Source organism: Agrobacterium sp. SORGH_AS 787, assembly GCF_030819035.1.
GTDB lineage: Bacteria > Pseudomonadota > Alphaproteobacteria > Rhizobiales > Rhizobiaceae > Agrobacterium > Agrobacterium larrymoorei_B.
On record NZ_JAUTBG010000001.1, the window covers coordinates 59,761 to 78,640 of the forward strand.

General features: G+C 53.9%; 8 protein-coding genes and 1 pseudogene. 3 read left to right on the plus strand and 6 right to left on the minus strand.

Features of this window, described 5'->3' with window-relative positions; genetic code table 11:
• Window positions 1–121 precede the first annotated feature (121 nt).
• Genes QE435_RS00260 through QE435_RS00280 form a run of 5 tightly spaced genes read right to left on the minus strand, consistent with a single transcriptional unit; the run spans window position 122 to window position 12,620 of the window.
• The gene (locus QE435_RS00260) at window positions 122–1,345 is read right to left on the minus strand and encodes a capsular biosynthesis protein (protein WP_349039758.1); all 1,224 of its coding nucleotides are present in this window, start codon (window positions 1,343–1,345) and stop codon (window positions 122–124) included.
• Complete coding sequence (locus QE435_RS00265) at window positions 1,342–2,946, minus strand: LTA synthase family protein (protein WP_349039759.1); 1,605 nt, start codon at window positions 2,944–2,946, stop codon at window positions 1,342–1,344. Before QE435_RS00265 ends, QE435_RS00260 begins: the two co-directional genes overlap by 4 nt.
• A complete protein-coding gene (locus QE435_RS00270; RefSeq protein ID WP_349039760.1) occupies window positions 2,943–3,740 on the minus strand; it encodes an SDR family oxidoreductase in 798 nt (265 codons plus the stop codon). Before QE435_RS00270 ends, QE435_RS00265 begins: the two co-directional genes overlap by 4 nt.
• 25 nt (window positions 3,741–3,765) lie before the next feature.
• Window positions 3,766–5,169 carry an aminotransferase class I/II-fold pyridoxal phosphate-dependent enzyme gene (locus QE435_RS00275; RefSeq protein WP_349039761.1) on the minus strand — a complete coding sequence of 468 codons (1,404 nt, stop codon included), beginning with the start codon at window positions 5,167–5,169 and terminating at the stop codon, window positions 3,766–3,768.
• Window positions 5,169–12,620, minus strand: coding sequence for an SDR family NAD(P)-dependent oxidoreductase (locus QE435_RS00280; RefSeq protein WP_349039762.1), 7,452 nt, complete (start codon window positions 12,618–12,620; stop codon window positions 5,169–5,171). The genes QE435_RS00275 and QE435_RS00280 overlap by 1 nt, the downstream gene beginning before the upstream one ends.
• Window positions 12,621–12,881: 261 nt before the next feature.
• Here QE435_RS00280 and QE435_RS00285 point away from each other — a divergent pair, with 261 nt between their 5' ends.
• Complete coding sequence (locus QE435_RS00285) at window positions 12,882–14,060, plus strand: polysaccharide biosynthesis/export family protein (protein WP_349039763.1); 1,179 nt, start codon at window positions 12,882–12,884, stop codon at window positions 14,058–14,060.
• 16 nt (window positions 14,061–14,076) lie between these two features.
• Here the strand turns inward: QE435_RS00285 and QE435_RS00290 are convergent, their stop codons facing one another.
• Window positions 14,077–14,343: a hypothetical protein gene (locus QE435_RS00290; RefSeq protein WP_349039764.1), complete on the minus strand. Its 267-nt coding sequence runs from the start codon at window positions 14,341–14,343 to the stop codon at window positions 14,077–14,079.
• Between the two features lie 936 nt (window positions 14,344–15,279).
• Here QE435_RS00290 and QE435_RS00295 point away from each other — a divergent pair.
• Window positions 15,280–16,479: pseudogene (locus tag QE435_RS00295) on the plus strand (IS3 family transposase); the annotation flags it as partial.
• A 501-nt stretch (window positions 16,480–16,980) separates the two neighbouring features.
• Complete coding sequence (locus QE435_RS00300; protein ID WP_349039765.1) at window positions 16,981–18,876, plus strand: glycosyltransferase; 1,896 nt, start codon at window positions 16,981–16,983, stop codon at window positions 18,874–18,876.
• The last annotated feature ends 4 nt before the right edge of the window (window positions 18,877–18,880 follow it).

The window sequence follows — 18,880 nt, forward strand, 5'->3', positions numbered from 1 at the left end:
TTATTCCTGAGGTATCGACATCGGTTGTTTAAGCGGGCCGGCTTCCGGACACAACAAAAATCGGGTGAGACAATAGCTGCTCCTTTTCAAGAAATGCCTTTAGTCTAAATTCTAAAACGCATTAAAGCCATTGGTTCATGCGCCTTTCAATCAGCCGCACAGCGATATTGTGGGCTGCGGCCGCGACCCCTTCTCGACCATAAAAGTTGCCGCGCTCCTGAATCGATGTTGCAAGCAGACGGAAAAATGCGTCTCTCAGCACGCTGTTAGGCGCGGTATCGGAATGCCAGAACGCATCAAGCGAGCCCTGTTCCGTCAGCCCCGCTATGTCGTAAATCGCGGAACCTAACACTTTGGTTTTAAGCCCGACACGCAGCCCCGCCAGCGCAGCGCTGGAATTCACAGTCACCATGCCGGCGGCCTGCGGTATCAGTGCGTTGAGGTCTCCACCATCTAAGAACACGATGCGCTCTTCTATTCCGAACGCGGCGGCTTTCGCGAAAACGACATCCCGCCACGATATGAGGCCATTGTCGAGTGGATGTGTCTTCACCACTAGCAACTCTTCCGCTTGCGTGTTCTTTGAAAAGGATTGCAGAACCAACCCTATCGCTTCTTGCTGTGAGTTGAATGGAGAGTGCGCCCTTAGCTGGTAATCCGTTTGGAGCTGAAGCGGATAGAGAAACCATCTGCCTTCTGACGACAGCAGATCCTGCTGGATCCGCAACGCGACCTTGTGTCGACGACGACGTGTCAGAAGGCGGCCGACCCACCCCCTGTATTCGTTGAGCGGATAGTAGATGCCGTGAAACTTGTAATGCGGGAACAAAAACCATAGGAACGAGGCCGGAAGATAGTAGCTCAGATCAAAAAGCGCTTCAGCCAAAAATGTTTGACTGTAGCGTCGCTGGAGATCCGGTTCAGGCAGAGACTTCGCCGCACTCAGGATTTTGTGAGGATCTCTTGGAAAACGAGAGTTGGATGAGAGACCATCCAGTTCAACAGTCACCCAATCAGGTCTGAGATAACCCATCTCGATAGCAACGACGGTTATGCCGTGCTCTTTCGCCGCCTTAACTGCCTCTTTGTGGTAGGGTCTCTCTTCCCCATGTAGAATCAATGTTTTAATAGCGTGGTGCTGAAAAAACCGGCGAATAAAAAGCCCCCAGTCATCGAATGTCCCGCGATAGTTGGTACTACCTTTTCTACGCCAGAAAATCTGATCGCCTGCATTCAAATTGATGCGATGGCATCGTTGACCGGCGTCTTCGAGATGATTAGCAATTTTGCCAAACAGAGGAGAGGATGGACCCTGCAGAAAAAGATACGGACCATCGGACCTCATCTAAACTGCTCCTTGTATAGATGCGCATGCCATAGAAGCGTTTCGAACAGGGTCCAGGGTGCCTCCAACCTCGACAGACTCGGGGTGTGCCTGCTCTCCTGTGCTTTTGCCAATGGTACGATGAAATAATCGGTGCGGGGGTCGGGAAACGGGTCGGCATATTGCTTCAGAAGCGGTGCATGGTCACCGTAAAATGCCAACCAGACGGGCCTGTCGAATTTATCTAACTCTTCGATCAGGTAGCCGAGAGCCTCATCCGCCTTGCGCAGAAGCTCTTTGTAGATTTCGACGGAGTCCGTTATGCCTTCGCAGCGACCCTGCTCCCAGGGACCATGGTTCGCCATCGATGCTACGAAAAGTAAGGCGGATTGTTGCTTGTCAATACCATCCGCTATGTGCAGCACTTTTTGCGTCAGCCTCATGTCGGACACGTAGTCACCGTCTCTGGCGGGAACGTGGTCGAAATCGTCCAGCATGGTGAGGTGGCGAAACCCGAAGATCGGCATCGCCTTATGCCTCAGAAAGAAGGTTCGATCGTACGGATGTACGAAATGCGTGTACCATCCCATCCGCTGAAGCTTGTTCGGCCAAACTACATCTGCGTAATGGGACGCTCGGAGATAGGGATAACTGGCATCGGCATGAACGTCATCCGGCTGGAGGCCGCTTAAAACCGCAAATTCCGTTCGCAGCGTGTAACCACCCTCGAAGACACTGGTTAGTCGACCCCATTGCGCGGCGCGCTCCTTCAGCATGTCTATCGTGGGCAACTCAAGGTCCTCGCACCCGACATTGCGGAGATCCATGAATGACTCTGACTGCCAGAGAATCAACAGGGGAGCATCCCGGTTAGGCTGTCCGAGCATGTCATGCATGACACTCTGGAGGCCTTGCGTGAGCTCCTTGATAATGTCGGCTCGGCGCATGCCGAGCCACATGATGAAATGGTAGCTTACCGACGTAAACGTTCCGAAACGCGTTGTATTCGACTTCACGTTCAGTGTCGTCAGAAGTCTCTGAGCGACAGCGGCCGCAGCGTGCCCGATAGGCTTAACAAAGAGCAGCAGAACGGACAGGGTCGGGACGAGCACGCCCAGCACTATCCAGAACCACATATGACGCGAAGGTATGACGGCGGGCTCCTCCATCATAAAAAGCGCGGACACCCCGAAAACATAAAGAATTGCCACGATCCAGAAGAGGATGTTGAACTTTGTGGCGTAAAAAATGGTTTTGTATTTGAATACATCGACGACAAGCGCGATATCGGAGAATATGAGCGGTTCGCGAATGAAGATGAACTTCACGCGGGAAATCCCGGTAAAAATGATGAAAAAGCTTATTGTCCCGACGCAGCTGTAGAACGGTCTCCAAGATATTGAAAAAAAGATAGAAAAGACAAAAAGAATGATAGGCAGTCTCGCCAGTTGCTCGACAGCCACTCTCTTCCAGCTATGGTTCAATTTGCTCTCAAACCGTACTTTGCGGGGAAGGGCGAAGCGGTCAGTCAGGTAAACGACGATGGCAGCGGCACAAAAGCACGCGAACGTCAGCTCCGCAGGATCGGCTTCGTGGAAAGACACTTGGGAAAATGGGATCATAACGATCGACCCGATAGACGCCGCATACGCCAGAACAGCACCGGCTTAATGAACGGCGCGAAGAATGACATGAGCGTCAACGCGATACCGAAATGAACTGCACGTCTTCCCTCTCCCACACCTGCGACAATCTTTCTGGCAACCTTGTCAACCGGCCAAGGCGAGACCGTTCCCATCAGTGTCTGCGCCAGGTCTGACCGAAGTGCGATTTCGCGCTCGTATTGCGGCGTGAGCGTATCGGGAGGAAAAGTGATACAGACCTTCACGCCGGATTGAGAAAGTTCCGCACGTAGCGCCTCCACGAAACCGACCAATGCGGATTTCGATGCGCAATAGGCGGCATAGCCAGGAATACCAATCATCGCGGCGCCAGATGAAATGGCTACAATGGTTCCGCTGCGACGCTGCTTCATCCCTTGGAGGACAGCACGGATAGCATACACCGTGCCGAGGAAGTTAACCCGAAGCTGCGACTCGAATATCTGAGCAGACTGCACATCGAAATCCTGCGGATCGACACGACCTGCAGATGCGACTATGACGTCACAAGGGCCATTCATCGCCTCGGCACGGGATATCGCGCTCTGCACAGCTTGCTCATCGCTCACATCCGCCGACGCCCAGAAAACCCGGCCTTCGCCCGATCCTCCAGCACTTTCCAACTTTTGAGCCGCCATATCGAGCATTTCCTCTCCGCGGGCCAGCAACGAGACCCTCCATCCTCTGGCGTGATACAGCTCAGCAATCGCCAAGCCTATGCCACTGGAACCGCCGGTGATGATGACATGTGGCATTGGCAGGCTCCTGCAACAAACTCGCTCAGGTGATGAGCTTGGCAACTTGTTGCATATCGAGACTCGCAAGTCCGACTTTCTTGTCGATGAGCTCGCGCAGAATTTCGGCAGTGAGCGTAACGGCGGTCTCTAGCTGTTCAGGGGTGTGTTCGCTAGTTAGGAAAAATCTCAAACGCGCCATTCCTTCCTGCACCGCAGGATAAATAATCGGCAAAGCGTTTACGCCTGCTTTCAACAATTCGTTTGAAAGTTGGACGGCCCGCAATGAGTCCCCGACGATAATTGGGACGACGGAAAAACCGGCACTAGAGCCCGTATCCAACCCGGCACTTTGCGCACGCTTCAAAAACTGCTGGCCATTTTCGCGTAGTTTCGTGACACGGTCGACTTCAGTTTCGAGGAGTTCGAGGCTGACGAGGGCGCTGCTGGCAAGTGCTGGCGCGAGACCGACACTGTAAACAAACCCGCCAGCATGCGCCTTCAGAATCTGAACTAACGATGAGCAGCCAGCGACATATCCTCCGCAACTGGAAGCTGTCTTCGACAGAGTTCCCATCCAGATATCAACAGAGCTTGGATCAATGCCGAAGTGCTCGAATGTTCCCCGGCCACGCTCACCGATAACGCCAAGCGCGTGGGCTTCATCCACCATCAGCCAAAAGCCGAATTTCGACCTCAAATTGACAAGCTCGGGCAGCGGCGCAACATCGCCATCCATCGAATAGATGCCCTCGACGATGACGAGAATACGATCGAAATCGCCGACAATGTCTTTGAGAATTCTTTCCAGATCGCCTGCGTCGTTATGGCGGAAAAAGCGACGTGTGGCGCCGGACAGCTTAACGCCCGCGAGAACGCTGTTGTGTATGAGTTCATCGTGAATGACGAGATCATTCGGGCCGACGAGACAATCAATGACCGTCGCATTCGTCAGATATCCGCTGACAAAACAGACCGCGTTCTCAGCCTCATAAATACTTGCAATCTTCTGCTCGAGCAGACCGTGCTGCGGCCGTTCGCCTGCCACGAGGCGACTAGCCGACGCCGATATGCCGAACTGCCTTATAGCATCGATTGCAGCGTCCCGCACTGCAGGATGACTGTTGGTCGACAGATAATCATAGGAGGCGAAATTGATAACCTCTTGCCCCGCGATTCTCGATGTCGCCCCCGCAACCCTTTCGTGGGCGCGATAAAAGGGGTTCTCCACACCCGCCAGATCACTGATCGCCTTTTGCGCAACGATCTTCCTGTACTCCGGGAGATCATCGAAACGCTTCGGCGCTTTCACCGACGTCGGCGTGAGTCGGTTCACGCGGGCAAGTCGGCTCTTGCCAGCCGCGTCCTTCCGGTCGCGCAGAGTTTTCAGAAAGTCGCTACGCAATGCCGGCGCCTCTTCTGCATCCTGTCGTGATACGTCATCCGTCATTACTCTGGCTTCCGTTCTTGCGCCTGGGAAACGTGCTTCTCAGTAAGTTCCGCCAGTACCGAGGCTTCCTCCGAGGTGGCGAGGGCCGTCTCGGCTCCTGTGGTCAACTTCTCATGAAGCTTCCTAACAACATCGCCGATCGTAGCACCATCGCTCATTCCAGAAAGCGGTATGTCAATGCCGGTCTTTTGCTGGAATCCGGTGCTGAGCTCCATCATCATCAGGCTATCAAGCCCAATGTCCTTAAGCACCTTGTCTAGCTTGACACTATCTTCCGCAATTTTGAGGATGGAAGCAATCTCCGCAGCGAGGAACCCATGAAGAATCCCTTGCGCCTCTTCATTCGTCTTGCCTTCGACCAACGCGGCCAAGTCCACCTGCTCGCTGTCGCCGCTGCCTATCTTCGTCGCATGGCGCGGAATGGCCGAGAAAAGCGGCGTCGCAGTGATTGGAAGCGATGCCGCGCTTGCCCAATCGATTTCGGCAACCATGACAGCTGCACCATCAATCTCACCGCTGTCGTTCACGATGATCTGCTCAACGAAAGCCAGCGCATTTTTAGCCTTCAGCGCCGTCTTGCCGATCTTGCGGGCAAGAATGTCACCCACCTCGGCATTGCGTGAGAGAAACCCTGCATCGGCAATCGCTCCAAACCCTATCGCCAGCGCTGGCAATCCTGCGGCACGGCGCGACCGCGCAAGCCCTTCCATATATCCGTTTGCAGCGACGTAATTTGCTTGGCCGGGATTGCCGATCATCGTCGTGGCCGATGAAAAGAGAAGGAACATGTCCAGCTCGTCGCTTCTCGTCAAACGGTCTAGATTCGAAGCGCCATCCGCCTTCACCTCGATAACAGCGCGGTTACGATCCCGAGTGAGGTTAGAAATGAGACCGTCTTCAAGCACCATAGCGGCGTGAACGATACCCTTCAACGGGCCTAGGCTACGGAGTTCGCGCAGCAGTTTGGCAAGCTGCGTTTCATCGCACACATCGCACGCATATACGCTGGCTTCGACACCCGCCGCTTTCCACTTGTCAATCGTAGCGCGTGTTTCATCGTCAACAACCCCGCGCCGCGTGCACAGCGCGACATGCGTCGCGCCGCGCATAGCCAGCCAGTCGGCAGCCGCCAGGCCGAAACCGCCAACGCCGCCGACCACCAGATAAACGCCTTGTGCCAACGCAAGACGGCTCTTGTTTCGCTTCAACACGGCGTCCTTCGCCGCGACTGGAGGACGAATCAGGATCTTGCCGATATGGCCGGCATTCTGCATCAACCGGAAAGCAGGCGCGATCTCATCGAAGCCGAAAGCGCGGTAAGGCAATGCCGTCAACTTGCGTTCCGCAAAAAGCGTACCGACCGCTGTGAAAATCCGTCGTGTAACGTCGGGGACATTGACCAGAAGCTGGTCTGCATCAATGCCGAAGTAGGAGATGTTGCGCCGGAATGGCCGCAGAGCAAGCTTGCGGTCGGAATAATAGTCTCGCTTGCCCAGTTCCAGGAACCGGCCAAAGGGCTTGAGCAATTCGAAACTGCGCTCCATCGCTTCCGCGAAGAGCGAGTTGAGTACCAGATCAACCCCCCTACCGCCGGTTACCCGCAATGTATCACCGACGAAAGACATCGATCTCGAATCGAAGACATGATCGGCGCCAAGGACCGAAAGGAACTGCCGTTTTTCGGCCGTGCCCGCTGTTGCGATGACCTTGGCACCGAACAGCTTCGCGATCTGGATGGCCGCCAGACCCACGCCGCCAGCGGCACCGTGAATCAGGATCGTTTCCCCTTTTTGAATACGACCGAGTTCGACGATAGCGTAATAGGCCGTGAGGAATGCCACCGGAATGGTTGCAGCGGCAACACGGTCGATTCCGTTGGGAATCTTCGTCACACCCTCTCTGGCAACCACGATATGGGTCGATAGCGCCTTCGACGCAATGCCCATCACGACATCGCCCGGGACGATATCGTCAATGCCGCTACCGACAGCAATTACCGTGCCGGACATTTCCATTCCGATCGTCGCTCCGGCGAAGCCGTCTTCGAGTGCCTCTTCCGGCAGAAGTCCCATTGACCACATGACATCGCGGAAGTTGAGACCCGTCGCGGCAACTTCGATACTGACCTCGCCGGCCCCTGGAATCGGCAACGCGGTTTCTACCCACTGGATGGAGTCTATTCGTCCCGCGGATGCCTGTCGAATGGTGGCACTTTCAAACATCTTCGTTTTCAGTCGGTGATGAGGCCGAGGTCCGGTCACAGCCCGTATCGCTGAAAGCAAGCCTGTTCTTCTATCCTGCACCCATTCTCTGTTCTCAGTCTTCCCGCCAATAAGTCGGGAAATAGCGCCGACACGCAGCTCACGATTATCGGCAGGATCGAGAAGGACGATATCAAGTTCGCTATATTCGTTTTGCAGTACACGGGAAAACGTCCAAATCCCGCTAGTTGCAGGATCGGGATCGGGGCAGGATGCGGGCGCACCGCCAGCGGCTAGGAGAAGCAGTTTCACCGGAACAACAGCATCGCCGAGATTAGCAGCAGCGCGAACCGTCTCAGCAAAAGCGGACAATATCAGAACATCATTCTGAAACGCAGACGATGCATGCGCCCTGCCTCTGACACTGAAAATAAATGCAATAGGCGCTGCCCGTTTCTCTGCAAAGAACGCTCGAAACACCTCTGCGGCATTATCAGCTGAGCAACGCAGCGTGTTTTGCCCAGCATGTGCCGCCACAGAAGCCGGTCCCTCATCCGCAACGATCTCTACGATGTTGGCGAAATCTATTGCAGGTTGAGATGAGGCACTAGGTTGATGGCTGGACGTGGCTTCGACCAGAAGCAACACTCCACCAGCGCTTTCGAGCTGTGAAAAGAGAGGGTTGGAGAATCCGTGATCAAGAAGAATGTCAGACCACTGAGTCTCGCTCGAGGTTCGCCCGATCGGGAACTCGGGTGTCGCGCTTTCGGAGAACCAGCCGTCTGTCATTCCGTAAACGAAATCGACAAAAGCTGACGACGCATCCTCCGTCACGACGACGCGCCCGCCAGCGTCCGCCGCCGAGCGCAAGGCAGTCCGTAAGGCCTTGCTTCGTCCAAGCGTGCCATATGCGTAGCCGCTGGCGCTCAAAATCAGATCGGCACTATCGATCTCAACCGGCTGTTCCGGATCGAAACAGGAGACGGAGGGATTTGCCTCGAAATTGATTTCCAGTGTGCGGCGCAGATGGTCGGACGGCTCGAGAATGATAAGGCGTGCGTTTCTTTCCGATGCCATATCGGCCAGACGCTGGCTGAAGGCTGGCGAGATAGCACCGGCCTCAATAATTGTGAAATCATCTTCTGGAAGAACGTTGTTCAGCGCGGCTTCAAGGGCACCCACGACGAGCTTTTCCCGCTCCCGTGCCAGAGGCGTATGGTGCCTGACATGATCAAGTGTTGCGTTGCTGAAGACGCGGGCATCAACTGCATCCTCACCCAGCGACGGCCCAATCTCCAGCAGCCTCATGGTTTCGCGGAAAGCGTCGTTAACGAGTACCGCCTCGGCGACACGGTCAGGATACTGATCGTTCACCTGCCTGATCATCTCATCCACCGACGGAATATCGCAGGACGTTGCAATTTCCCACCCGCCATCGACAAGTTCTGCCAAGCCAATATCAACGAGTCCGTACAGGCAGCTCGAGAGATAACATTGAAAGTCGCGTCCGCCAGGTAAATCAGAGATCGAAATCAATCCGTCCTGATTCATAAGCCTCTGCGCGATATCGAAGGCTGCCCGGTGTACTGCGGCATCGAGAATGAGACTGGCCTCGTTGAGATCTTGCGACTGTGATGCGGAAAGAAGCCTGGTCTTAGAGAGCGCGCTCCCCGCCTGTCCTCCCGCAAAACCAGCACCCGCATGAATAGCTTGGTAGTGGAAGGACACGCTTGACAATATATGGTGTTGGCGCAGCCACGTTCGACGGAAACGGCAGTCCTCAAGAGACGCGACGAGAGAACCGTCGTCTGACAGGAGGTTTATGCGGGCCTTCAGACTGTAAGGACTGAACCGCTGCACTTCAATAATCGCGCTCGTCACGCTTTGAGATGACGAGACGAACCGAACCGAACCGAAGCGAACGGGGATATAGGGTGCACCATCCGCCTCACCTGTGAGCAGACCGAAAAGTGCAACAAGACCATGGAAGGCCGCGTCCGTGGATACGGGATCGAGACCGTAAACCAAGTAGGGATGCGAGGGACGTTCAGCCTGCTTTAGATCGACGAAGATGTACCTGTTATCAATAACCTCTGCGCGCTCGAGCAACTGGAAACAGGGGGCATAGTCCAAGCCGAAGCTACGAGCAGTACAATAGGCCGCTTCCGCTTCGATTTGATGGACGGAATTGGATTTGCTGGGAACGGCTTCGAGACCAGACAACGGCCCCGTTGGCTTGCGACTACGGGCCGTGGCATGCACCGTCCAGCCATCATCGCTCAGATATTCTCGAGATGAGATTTCGATAAAGCCGGTTTCGGTGGAGAGCTTCGTTGAAAGCTCGGAGAGCTTGCTGTCGCGCAACTCCAGAGGTCGGAAAATCTCGAGGTTGGAAATTTCGACATCCGAAACACCATAATACTGCCGCGCTGCCTGCAGCGCGATCTCAATGAAGGCGCTACCGGGAAGAATGGACTTTCCGTCCACGACATGACCAGCAAGATCAGGGAAAAGCTGAGCGTCGATATGGTTTTTCCAGACTGACGAGTTCGGGTCGCTACGCCATCCAAGAAGCGTATACCCAGCGTCCGCATTGTCCCGGCCAAATATGTTGAGGGTGTCGGTCGTCGTTGTCGGGCGGCACTGGACATTCTCAAACGGAAGATGCGGCGGCTCGATAGCCGTAGCTCCCCTTAACGATCTACGCCCGACATTAGCACCATGAGCGACCATGCGGAGGAAAACGGACTGGAGCGGGTCGATGCCAGGCTCCATCCCCGGGCGGGTCAGTGTTGGCAGGACGGTGATCGAGGCGGCAACCTGTTTTCCTGTCTCAGCCACGTAGTTGGAAAGGATTGATCTCGGCGAGATTTCAAGAAAGAGGTTGCAGCCGTCCTCTATCGAAACTTGAACAGCCGGCTTGAAAGCAATGGGTTCACGAACGTTGAGCCACCAGTATTCGGCATCGAGCGTCCTTCCGTCGACAACCGCACCTTTTACGGTCGACACGAACTTTGTGTGGCCCTCGCTGAGCGTCAAAGCGGGTAATTCATTCAGAAAGGCTGATTTTTCTCGGTCAATGATCGGATGATGGAAAGGATAATCTATGTCAAGCACATGCGCGACATAACGCTCTGTCTGAGCCAGCACCTTGAAACGCTTGATCTCGTCAACCGGCCCGGAAATCGTGACCGAATTATGCGCGTTAACGCCGGCGATGACGATGTTTGAAAGTCCGTGTCTCACACAAAAAGCGACGGTCGCCGCTTCCGACATGACAACGGCTGCCATCGTGCCTGTTCCAGCGAGCGAATGTTGATGCTTGGACCGGACCGCGACAATCGTCGCGGCGTCTTCAGCGCTGAGAATTCCTGCTCCATATGCCGCAGCGATTTCCCCTACCGAATGACCGAAAACGACATCGGACCTGACCCCGCGTGCTTCGAGACAATCTGTCAACGCGGCCTGTACTGCGAAAAGCATTGCCTGGGCAACGCGGGTATCTCGCAATTTTGGCTCCAGCTCGGCCGATTGAAGTAGGCTCGAGAGATCAAAACCTGCGCGTTTGATAAACAAGTCACTGAAGCGATCGAACCGTGAGCGAAATTCCTCGCTTTCCCGATAGGCGTCAGCGCCCATACCGGCCCATTGAGAGCCGTTACCCGCATAGACGAACGCTGTGCGAATGATTTTGCCGGGCACCTCACCGACTTGTGCACAGGCACTTTTGCCGTATTCGAGGTAGTCCTGTATTGCTGAAGAAACGTCGTCCGCGCTTTTACCGGTCGTCGCAAAGCGATGGCGGAGAGCCATCAGGTCTCCATCGGCACTGATGAGCTGTGCCGCCTCTTCATCATCTGACATAGAAAGCCGCCGCTGATACGCTTCGAGCAAACTCCTGAGCGCCGACGGAGTGTGCGCGGAGATAATAAGAGGCTCGTCGAGTTCAGGCGTTGCGGCGGCGTTTGTATCCGCTTGGGGCGGATCGGAGATCACCACATGAACGTTGGTCCCGCCGAAGCCGAAGGAATTGACCCCTGCGAGGCGCCGTGTGCTGCCTCTAATTAGGCTCCGCGTCTCCCGGTTTACGCTAATGTTCAGATCCGTGAAATCTACGCCACTGTTGAGTACATCAGCATGCAGGGTCGCCGGAACGATATCGTTTTCGAGGGACAGCATGGCTTTGATGAGCCCGAGAATCCCCGAGGCAGGCTCAGCATGACCGATATTCGACTTGATTGAACCTATCGATAGCGGCTCCGACCTCCCCTTTGCCAAGACGGTACCGATTGCCCATAGCTCAGCAGGATCACCCACCTTGGTACCGGTGCCATGTCCCTCCACAAAAGCGAGCTGCGACCGGTCGATACCGAAGTCATCATAGATGCTACGCAGAAGCTGCGCCTGAGCCTCTCTGGACGGAAGGGAAATGCCATTGGTTCGGCCCGAAGAGTTCATCCCGGTGGCGACGACAGTCGCTCGGCTTCGGCGACCCTCCCTCATGACACGGTCGGATCTTTGCAGAACGATCGCTCCTGCTCCTTCAGCGCGAACATATCCCTCGCCTTGCTCCGCATACGCCCGGCAAAGGCCTTCGGGCGATAGCATTCTTGCCTGCGAGAACCCTATGAAGGAAAAAGGGTGAAGGAGGAGATTGACACCCCCCACAATGGCGGTATCGATCTGGTCATCTTCCAAGGCTTGTCTTGCCTGATGGAGTGCGACGAGAGATGACGAGCAGGCAGTATCAATAGTCATACTCGGGCCAATAAGGCCAAAGATATGAGAGATACGGTTGGATATGATAGAGAGCGTGTTGCCGGTCATAAAATGGGGACTGCCGGACGCAGGATCCTCTACCTGGAGGTTACCGCTATCGAGAGAGGATGCACCAATATAGACGCCTACTCGTTCTGCGCGTAGCTGCAAGACAGATATACGCGCGTCTTCGAGGGCGCGCCATACGGTCTGAAGCAAAACACGCTGCTGTGGATCCATGTTAGCAGCTTCTCTTGCGGACAACCCAAATAGTGCCGGATCGAAATCAAACGCGCGATCGATGACGCCGGCCGCGAATGTGTAGGCTTTACCGGGGACACTTCTGGCTGGATGCCAAAACCGTGCGTGATTCCAGCGATCATTTGGTATTGAACTGACGGTACATCTCGCGTCTTCAAGAATTCTCAGCAGTTCCTGAACGTTGCTGGCAGATGGAGCAATACAAGCCCGTCCAAGAATTTCAACCGTCATACTCAAATCCTGATCAGGGAACCACCGCTACGTGTAGGGTGACAATCCTGCTTTGCCCGAAAATTTATTGCTTAGCAACATAGCTGCTTTCCTATGCATGTATTACGCAAAATCCGACAAGCCAAACATTTTAGGCTCGCCGATGCAAAATTTTCCACTGGTTGGTAGAATTTTACGGATGTGGCACTACCGGTCTAGCCATCATTAACACTTTGTTGGTATGGGAGTGCTCGCTAGTGGAGTTTATTGTGTGGGGAAGTTTTGAGAAAAGCTGGCTTGTTATTGGTGGGGATCAGCCTCACTTCGTGCAATAACCTTCCCGGTGACGGACCATTGGCATCCGACGTTTTGGAGCAATCCAAGCAATCTGTGGCGCGTCCCGCGCCGGGACAAAATGTCGTCTTCGACATTGTTGACATTGACGTAAACTCAGCCACGCTCATTTCTAAATTTGACGGACGCCTACTCCAAAGTCGTTTCGGTGTCGGTGGGGGCGTAAAGAGGCCAGTAATTGGTGTAGGTGATGAGTTAAAAATCACCATTTTTGAGGCGGGATCAGACGGACTTTTTTCGACTACGGATTCCAAACAAACCTCTTTGGAGATCGTTGTTCAACCTGATGGGAAGGCTGCAATTCCATACGCTGGCCTTGTTAGCTTTGCTGGGAAGACACTAGAACAGGCACGCCAAACAGTCTTAGGTGCACTTAAAAGTAAAGCTGTTGAACCGGATGTTCTTATAAGTAGTGCCAGCACAGCGTCTAGAAATGTAACCGTCTCTGGAGCAGTGAAAACTCCTGCTGTTGTGCCACTCAATCTGGTCCCCGAAACGATCATGGAGGTCCTTGCCAAAGCTGGCGGCCCGACAGCTCAACCCTATGAGAGTTACGTGACGCTCACCCGCGATTCCAACACAGCCACTGTACTTCTGAAAACACTCGTTCAAAATCCACGCGAGAATGTCTTCGTTCAACCCGGTGACCAAGTTTTCGTGACGCGCGAACCGAGGACTTTCACCGTTCTAGGAGCAGTTAAGTCCAACAACAGGATCGAGTTTGGCGCAAACGATATAAATCTTCTGGAGGCCGTGGCACTTGCAGGCGGAGGTTCTGCCGAGACAAGTGACATGAAGGGCTATTTCGTTTTTAGGTACGAAGAGCCCGACATAATTATGGACCTTTTGGGTCGCCCACGATTCACTGAACTCACGCAAAAAGGAATGCGTACAGATAAGCTGGGGCGATACCCTATTGTTTATCGGTTTGATATGACCAAAGCAGGAAGCATGTTAGTCGGCCAGAACTTTGAAATCAAAGCCAGAGACGTGATTTACGCGTCACGACACCCATCGGTCGATTTCACTCGATTTATGACGATTGTCGGACAGCCAATAGGCATTGTCGCTGGTGGCGCTGGGATATACAATAATTTCAACAGGTAAATGGGCATCAAAAAGTTCAACGGCTTGAGCGGATCAATCCTTTCAGCTTCGCAAAAAGGTACTTCCTAACGGAGAAGGCCGGAATTCCTATTTTGTGGTAGCCGGCATCAGTGAGGAAGAAATAGCGCATACCATCTTTGACGCTGTAGCGCATATAGCCCATATTCACAGCGACGTTTATAGCGGCCAGCATACTGGGGTTCCAGGCAAGCTCAGAAGCAGGTACTTTCTCAGCTCCAGCGAGGTACAAAATCGTCAAAACGTCTTTCAGATCATCGCCCATTAAGCATCATATCCAAATATCTGTGCCAATGATAACATATTAACGCCATTAGGAACACCAGTACACTCGCTGGCGAGCCCGAACTCAGGGCGTTTTCTGTTCTGGGGTCCGATAGGTCGAACTGTCCCTATCCAGCGCGGCCTCGTCTTCTGATGCGATCTCCTAGAACGTGCTGTCTACCACACTGATTATCACCCATGGCTTGTCTGATTTCATAGGGATCGAGCCGACTAACTCTTTTCAGATGGCCTCGGTTATATTCTCAGCGCAAAGCGGCAGATTCAGACCCGAAAGCTCCTATAGTCTTCCGTAACCCCCTCAAGCCGTTCGCTCTTCTACTAGTTGCCTTGAACTATTCGTGCCCTGGTTTGGGCGGCTAAGTTTCGAGAACATTGAGCGTGCTTCTAATGAACTAGGAGCCAAGAAACTCGCAGCAAGCCTCTAAAATGAACCGCGAAAACGTTGTATTCGAGATCACCGACTTAAGGTGCTGTCATAATGTGCTCGTGCCCGATCTGTGTCATTAACTGAAACACTTTGTGAACATGCCATGCTGGGTTGACTGTTTGCTCTACCAACGCGATATGAAACTCCTCCCGCGGAAGCGAATCCCGCCCCATCTTAGCGGACATCAGTGCCGTTAGATTACGCGCTCCACCTAACCGGTGGCGCACAATTTACCGGGTTCAGCATATTCGCAGATTTTCCGTGAGATCAGATAAATGAAAGTGATGCGCAGGATGGCAGAAGGCCGAAGGTCGGTGACGCGATGCAAGGATCAGTCCCATGTAGAATATCATTTACGTTCGAGGCGGCATGTGCACAGACGCCTCGTAGTGAAATGTCCGCCATTTCGACCGGACATTCGGCATAAGTAGAAAGGCTTAAGCACAAGCTGGGGTACAGACTTATGTCTAACGAGTATCGACACGTTGAAATGGTGGCAAATGATGTCTCCGTAGAAGGTGGACAACCGAGCAAAAGCTGACGACATTGAGCAGCGTTTTGAACTACGCGAGACGGTATCTTCGCCCGCTCGCCCGCACGGCGTTGCGCCCAATCTGCTTCATTGGTGTCGCAGGCTGTTAAGCAATGGAGGTGCTGCAGCCGTGGCTTCTGACGAGCTGGTGATCGGCAACTCGGAAGTTAAGAAACTGGAAGATCGCGTCCGCGAATTAGAGCGCAGGCTCTGCCGCAAGATGATGGAGGTGGAAATTCTCTGCAAAGCCTTTTCCAAAGCGGAATCAAAAAAAACGAATATCGCGGCCGATCTTGTTGCCGAAGGACGGTTCTCGATGACGCCCATAGCAGGCACGCTGGGCGTCTCCTGTTCCAACGTCATCGAACGGCTGAAAGGCAAATCAAAGCCACGTCGGCCATACCACAAGGTCGAGGATGCAGAGCTTCTCCCCCCATTTGCAGTCTGGTGGATCTAAGGCCAACCTATGGCTATCGGGGGGTCGCCGCGCTCCTCAATCGCGAAAAGGCAATCCGCCGATTAACCTCTCGTCAACGCCAAACGGGCCCACCGCATCATGGGCGACCACGTCATGCTCCTGGAAAAGCATATATCCGTTCGCAAGGCCCGCATCCATGATCGCAAGATCATGGTTACGCATTCCAATGTGAGATGGTGCTCGGACGGTCTCGACTTCACCTGATGGAATGGAGAGGTCATCCGTTTCGCCTTCATCATCGACGCCTTCGACCGAGAGAGCATCGCCCGGACCACCGTCGCGAATGCGGGCATTTCTGGCTCGCACGTGCGCGACATGATGCTGAAGGCGGTCGAGAAGCGGCTCGCGGCAACCCGAACTCCGCGCTCTATCGAGCGTCTAACGGACAACGGTTCGGCCTACACAGCACGCGAGACCATTCTATTTGACCAAGCGCTCAGTCTGACGTCCCGCTTCACGCCGGACCCAGCTCGCAATCGAACGGAATGTCCGAGGCATTCGTCAAACCCTGAAGGGGGGCTACATCAGCATTGCAGCACTTCCGGACATAGAAACTGCGCTCCGAATCATCAACGGATGGATCAAGGACTACAACGAAATCCATCCAAATTCCGCCCTCAACAAGGCTTCAACCGGCAGTACATCAGGGCCACATCACTCTATGCGGCATGACTGGTGAAACGGGAAGCTCTCCACGTAGTAGCGTTTGTGCGTACCATGAAAATGATCAGCGGAACATAATAGTACAATTATCCACCATATGTTCAAGACATAGCGGTTCTGAACAGCGCAGCGATGCCAGCTGCGACCATCCCTGCCTCCAAAACGTGGCCTAGCCAGTCCTAGTTTTTGAATACAGTTTTTTGCGGACGGCCTCAAAGCCTGGCAATGATTCCCCAGGCAGCTCGATTACGAATCCGAAGCGAGGAGTGCAGAAGTAGCCTCTGCAGGTCCCCATCAGAGTTGCCATCGCTCGTCCCAGCAGGAATATACGGCGGGAGCCCTTGTCGTAGCAGTTCGATAGCCACCTCCGACTACCTCCGACGAGTTCTTTCACGGCGAGAAAATTTTTTAGAATTGATTCGGCCAACCATAGCGGTTGTGAAGCCAGGGCGCCCGCCGTTATAACTAACATACCGCCTCTGGGAACCATTCTCTATGCCTTTAACACGTGAAGCTGATGCTTAATTTTTTCAAGAATCAAACGGACGATATTTGTAGCCTCGCCGACAAGCCAATCACCATCAGCGTTCGTGACGTTAGCGGAAGTGGCAAGACACGGCGAGGTACTGTTCACCTTCATCGCAGTGAGCGTGAACCCTCGATCTTTTCGCGTTCATTTCTAACTGATAGCACAGGCCGCGCAGTCTTTTATGGCTGGATGCCCGCTAATCTTTCTAACATAACTGTTAACTTGGACGACACCGAAACGGATGGGCTGAAACTTGCCCTGCGAGAGCTATCCTACATCGAGCTTGCATTTCGGCTGTTTATCTTCTCTCCCCAAACCGTAATTCGAGCTCTCAGACTGCTCATGGCGGGGAATATCCGTGGCTTTCAGTTCCGTATGGTGAGGCTGCTCGACAGCATGATCGCCCCTCGGTACTCGGATTGGCGTCACGCTCAGGCACCAGAAGAAACTCCTTTGAAAGTGCAAGATACGACAACGCTTGTCGTGTACTCTATCCACGGGTCTGGCGACGCTGCAGAGTCTACTCGCCGCTCGATGCAAAGCCAAAGCTACCCGAGGTTGGTGGAAGTACCCCTTCCGGCCCATCGAGCGGATCTCCCAGCTTGTGATGATGATATTTGGTTACGAATTCCCGCTGGTGTTGGATTAGATCGCGATTACGTGGCGCGATTGTTGGAGCCGCTGCATCAAGAAGAAGACATCGTTGCTGTCTATTGCGATGAGGAATACTTCGACGAGAGAACGAGAGAAACGAAGCCATTTTTTAAGCCGGCCTTCAACGGGCCGCTAGCGAAAAGCGGCTGGCTCGCGCCTGATGCGGCACTAATACGAGTTAAGTCGCTGCCTGAGAGTATGAACTTAGCTTCGACTACCATGGGCAATATTCTATTCGACGTCTCGCGGACCGGTTTGATCGGACACATTCCACTACCTCTTTTTTATCGTCCAGCTGAGAGGGTATTGCCTGCACCGCCCCAAAAAAAGAAGCTCGACAAGACATACCACGTCAGCGTAGTCATTCCCACCAGAGACCGCGCCGATCTACTGAGCCGCTGCCTTCTGGGACTGTTCAAAGGCACGAGCGACGTCAACCTCGACGTCATCGTCATCGATAATGACAGCCGGAACATTGACGCGCTGGAGCTTATGTCGGGTTATGAACGCGAGGGCCTCATTAGGCGGCTTGTTATGCCCGGTCAGTTCAATTTTTCAAAAGCTTGTAACCTCGGAGTGGCCGCTGCCAAACATGAGCTTGTCTTACTTTTGAACAACGACGTTGAGCCTCTGCACTCAGACTGGCTGGTGCAGATGGCTCAAGAGTTAGAGCATGAAAGTGTGGGCGCATGTGGCGCCTTGCTGCTGTTCCCAGACGGTTTCATTCAGCATGGCGGGGTAACCTTAGGAATGGGATCCGTAGCTCGTCATTCGTTCCACTTCAAACATCCCAACAGCTCAGAGAATCTTGGCCTTATCGCACAGCGTCGCGAAGTGAGCGCGGTAACCGCAGCATGTCTGTTAACCCGCAAATCATTATGGACGTTGGTTGATGGAATGAATGAACCGGCATTACCAGTGGCGTTCAACGATGTGGATTACTGCCTAAAATTATTGGCACAAGGAAAAAAGATCCTGTGGACACCTTATGCTCGGCTGACTCACCTAGAGTCGGTGTCGCGTCGGTCCGATGATACGCCCGAAAAGATGCGCCGCTTCGCAGGTGAGGAGAAGTACATGCATGACCATTGGGGGCCTCTGTTACAGAACGACCCCTACTACAATCCCAACCTATCTCTGTATGGCGATGACTACACTCTCGATGCGAAGCCTCGTGACAGACGGTGTCGCACCACCGATGTAAGAAGGATTGTACAGCTTGGCCGTTGAACTG

What these genes read in the sequence shown, in the direction of transcription:
- QE435_RS00260 (WP_349039758.1), bottom strand. Translation starts at nt 1,345, where the DNA reads ATGAGGTCCGATGGTCCGTATCTTTTTCTGCAGGGTCCATCCTCTCCT.
- QE435_RS00275 (WP_349039761.1), bottom strand. Translation starts at nt 5,169, where the DNA reads ATGACGGATGACGTATCACGACAGGATGCAGAAGAGGCGCCGGCATTG.
- QE435_RS00270 (WP_349039760.1), bottom strand. Translation starts at nt 3,740, where the DNA reads ATGCCACATGTCATCATCACCGGCGGTTCCAGTGGCATAGGCTTGGCG.
- QE435_RS00265 (WP_349039759.1), bottom strand. Translation starts at nt 2,946, where the DNA reads ATGATCCCATTTTCCCAAGTGTCTTTCCACGAAGCCGATCCTGCGGAG.
- QE435_RS00290 (WP_349039764.1), bottom strand. Translation starts at nt 14,343, where the DNA reads ATGGGCGATGATCTGAAAGACGTTTTGACGATTTTGTACCTCGCTGGA.
- QE435_RS00280 (WP_349039762.1), bottom strand. Translation starts at nt 12,620, where the DNA reads ATGACGGTTGAAATTCTTGGACGGGCTTGTATTGCTCCATCTGCCAGC.
- QE435_RS00300 (WP_349039765.1), top strand. Translation starts at nt 16,981, where the DNA reads ATGCTTAATTTTTTCAAGAATCAAACGGACGATATTTGTAGCCTCGCC.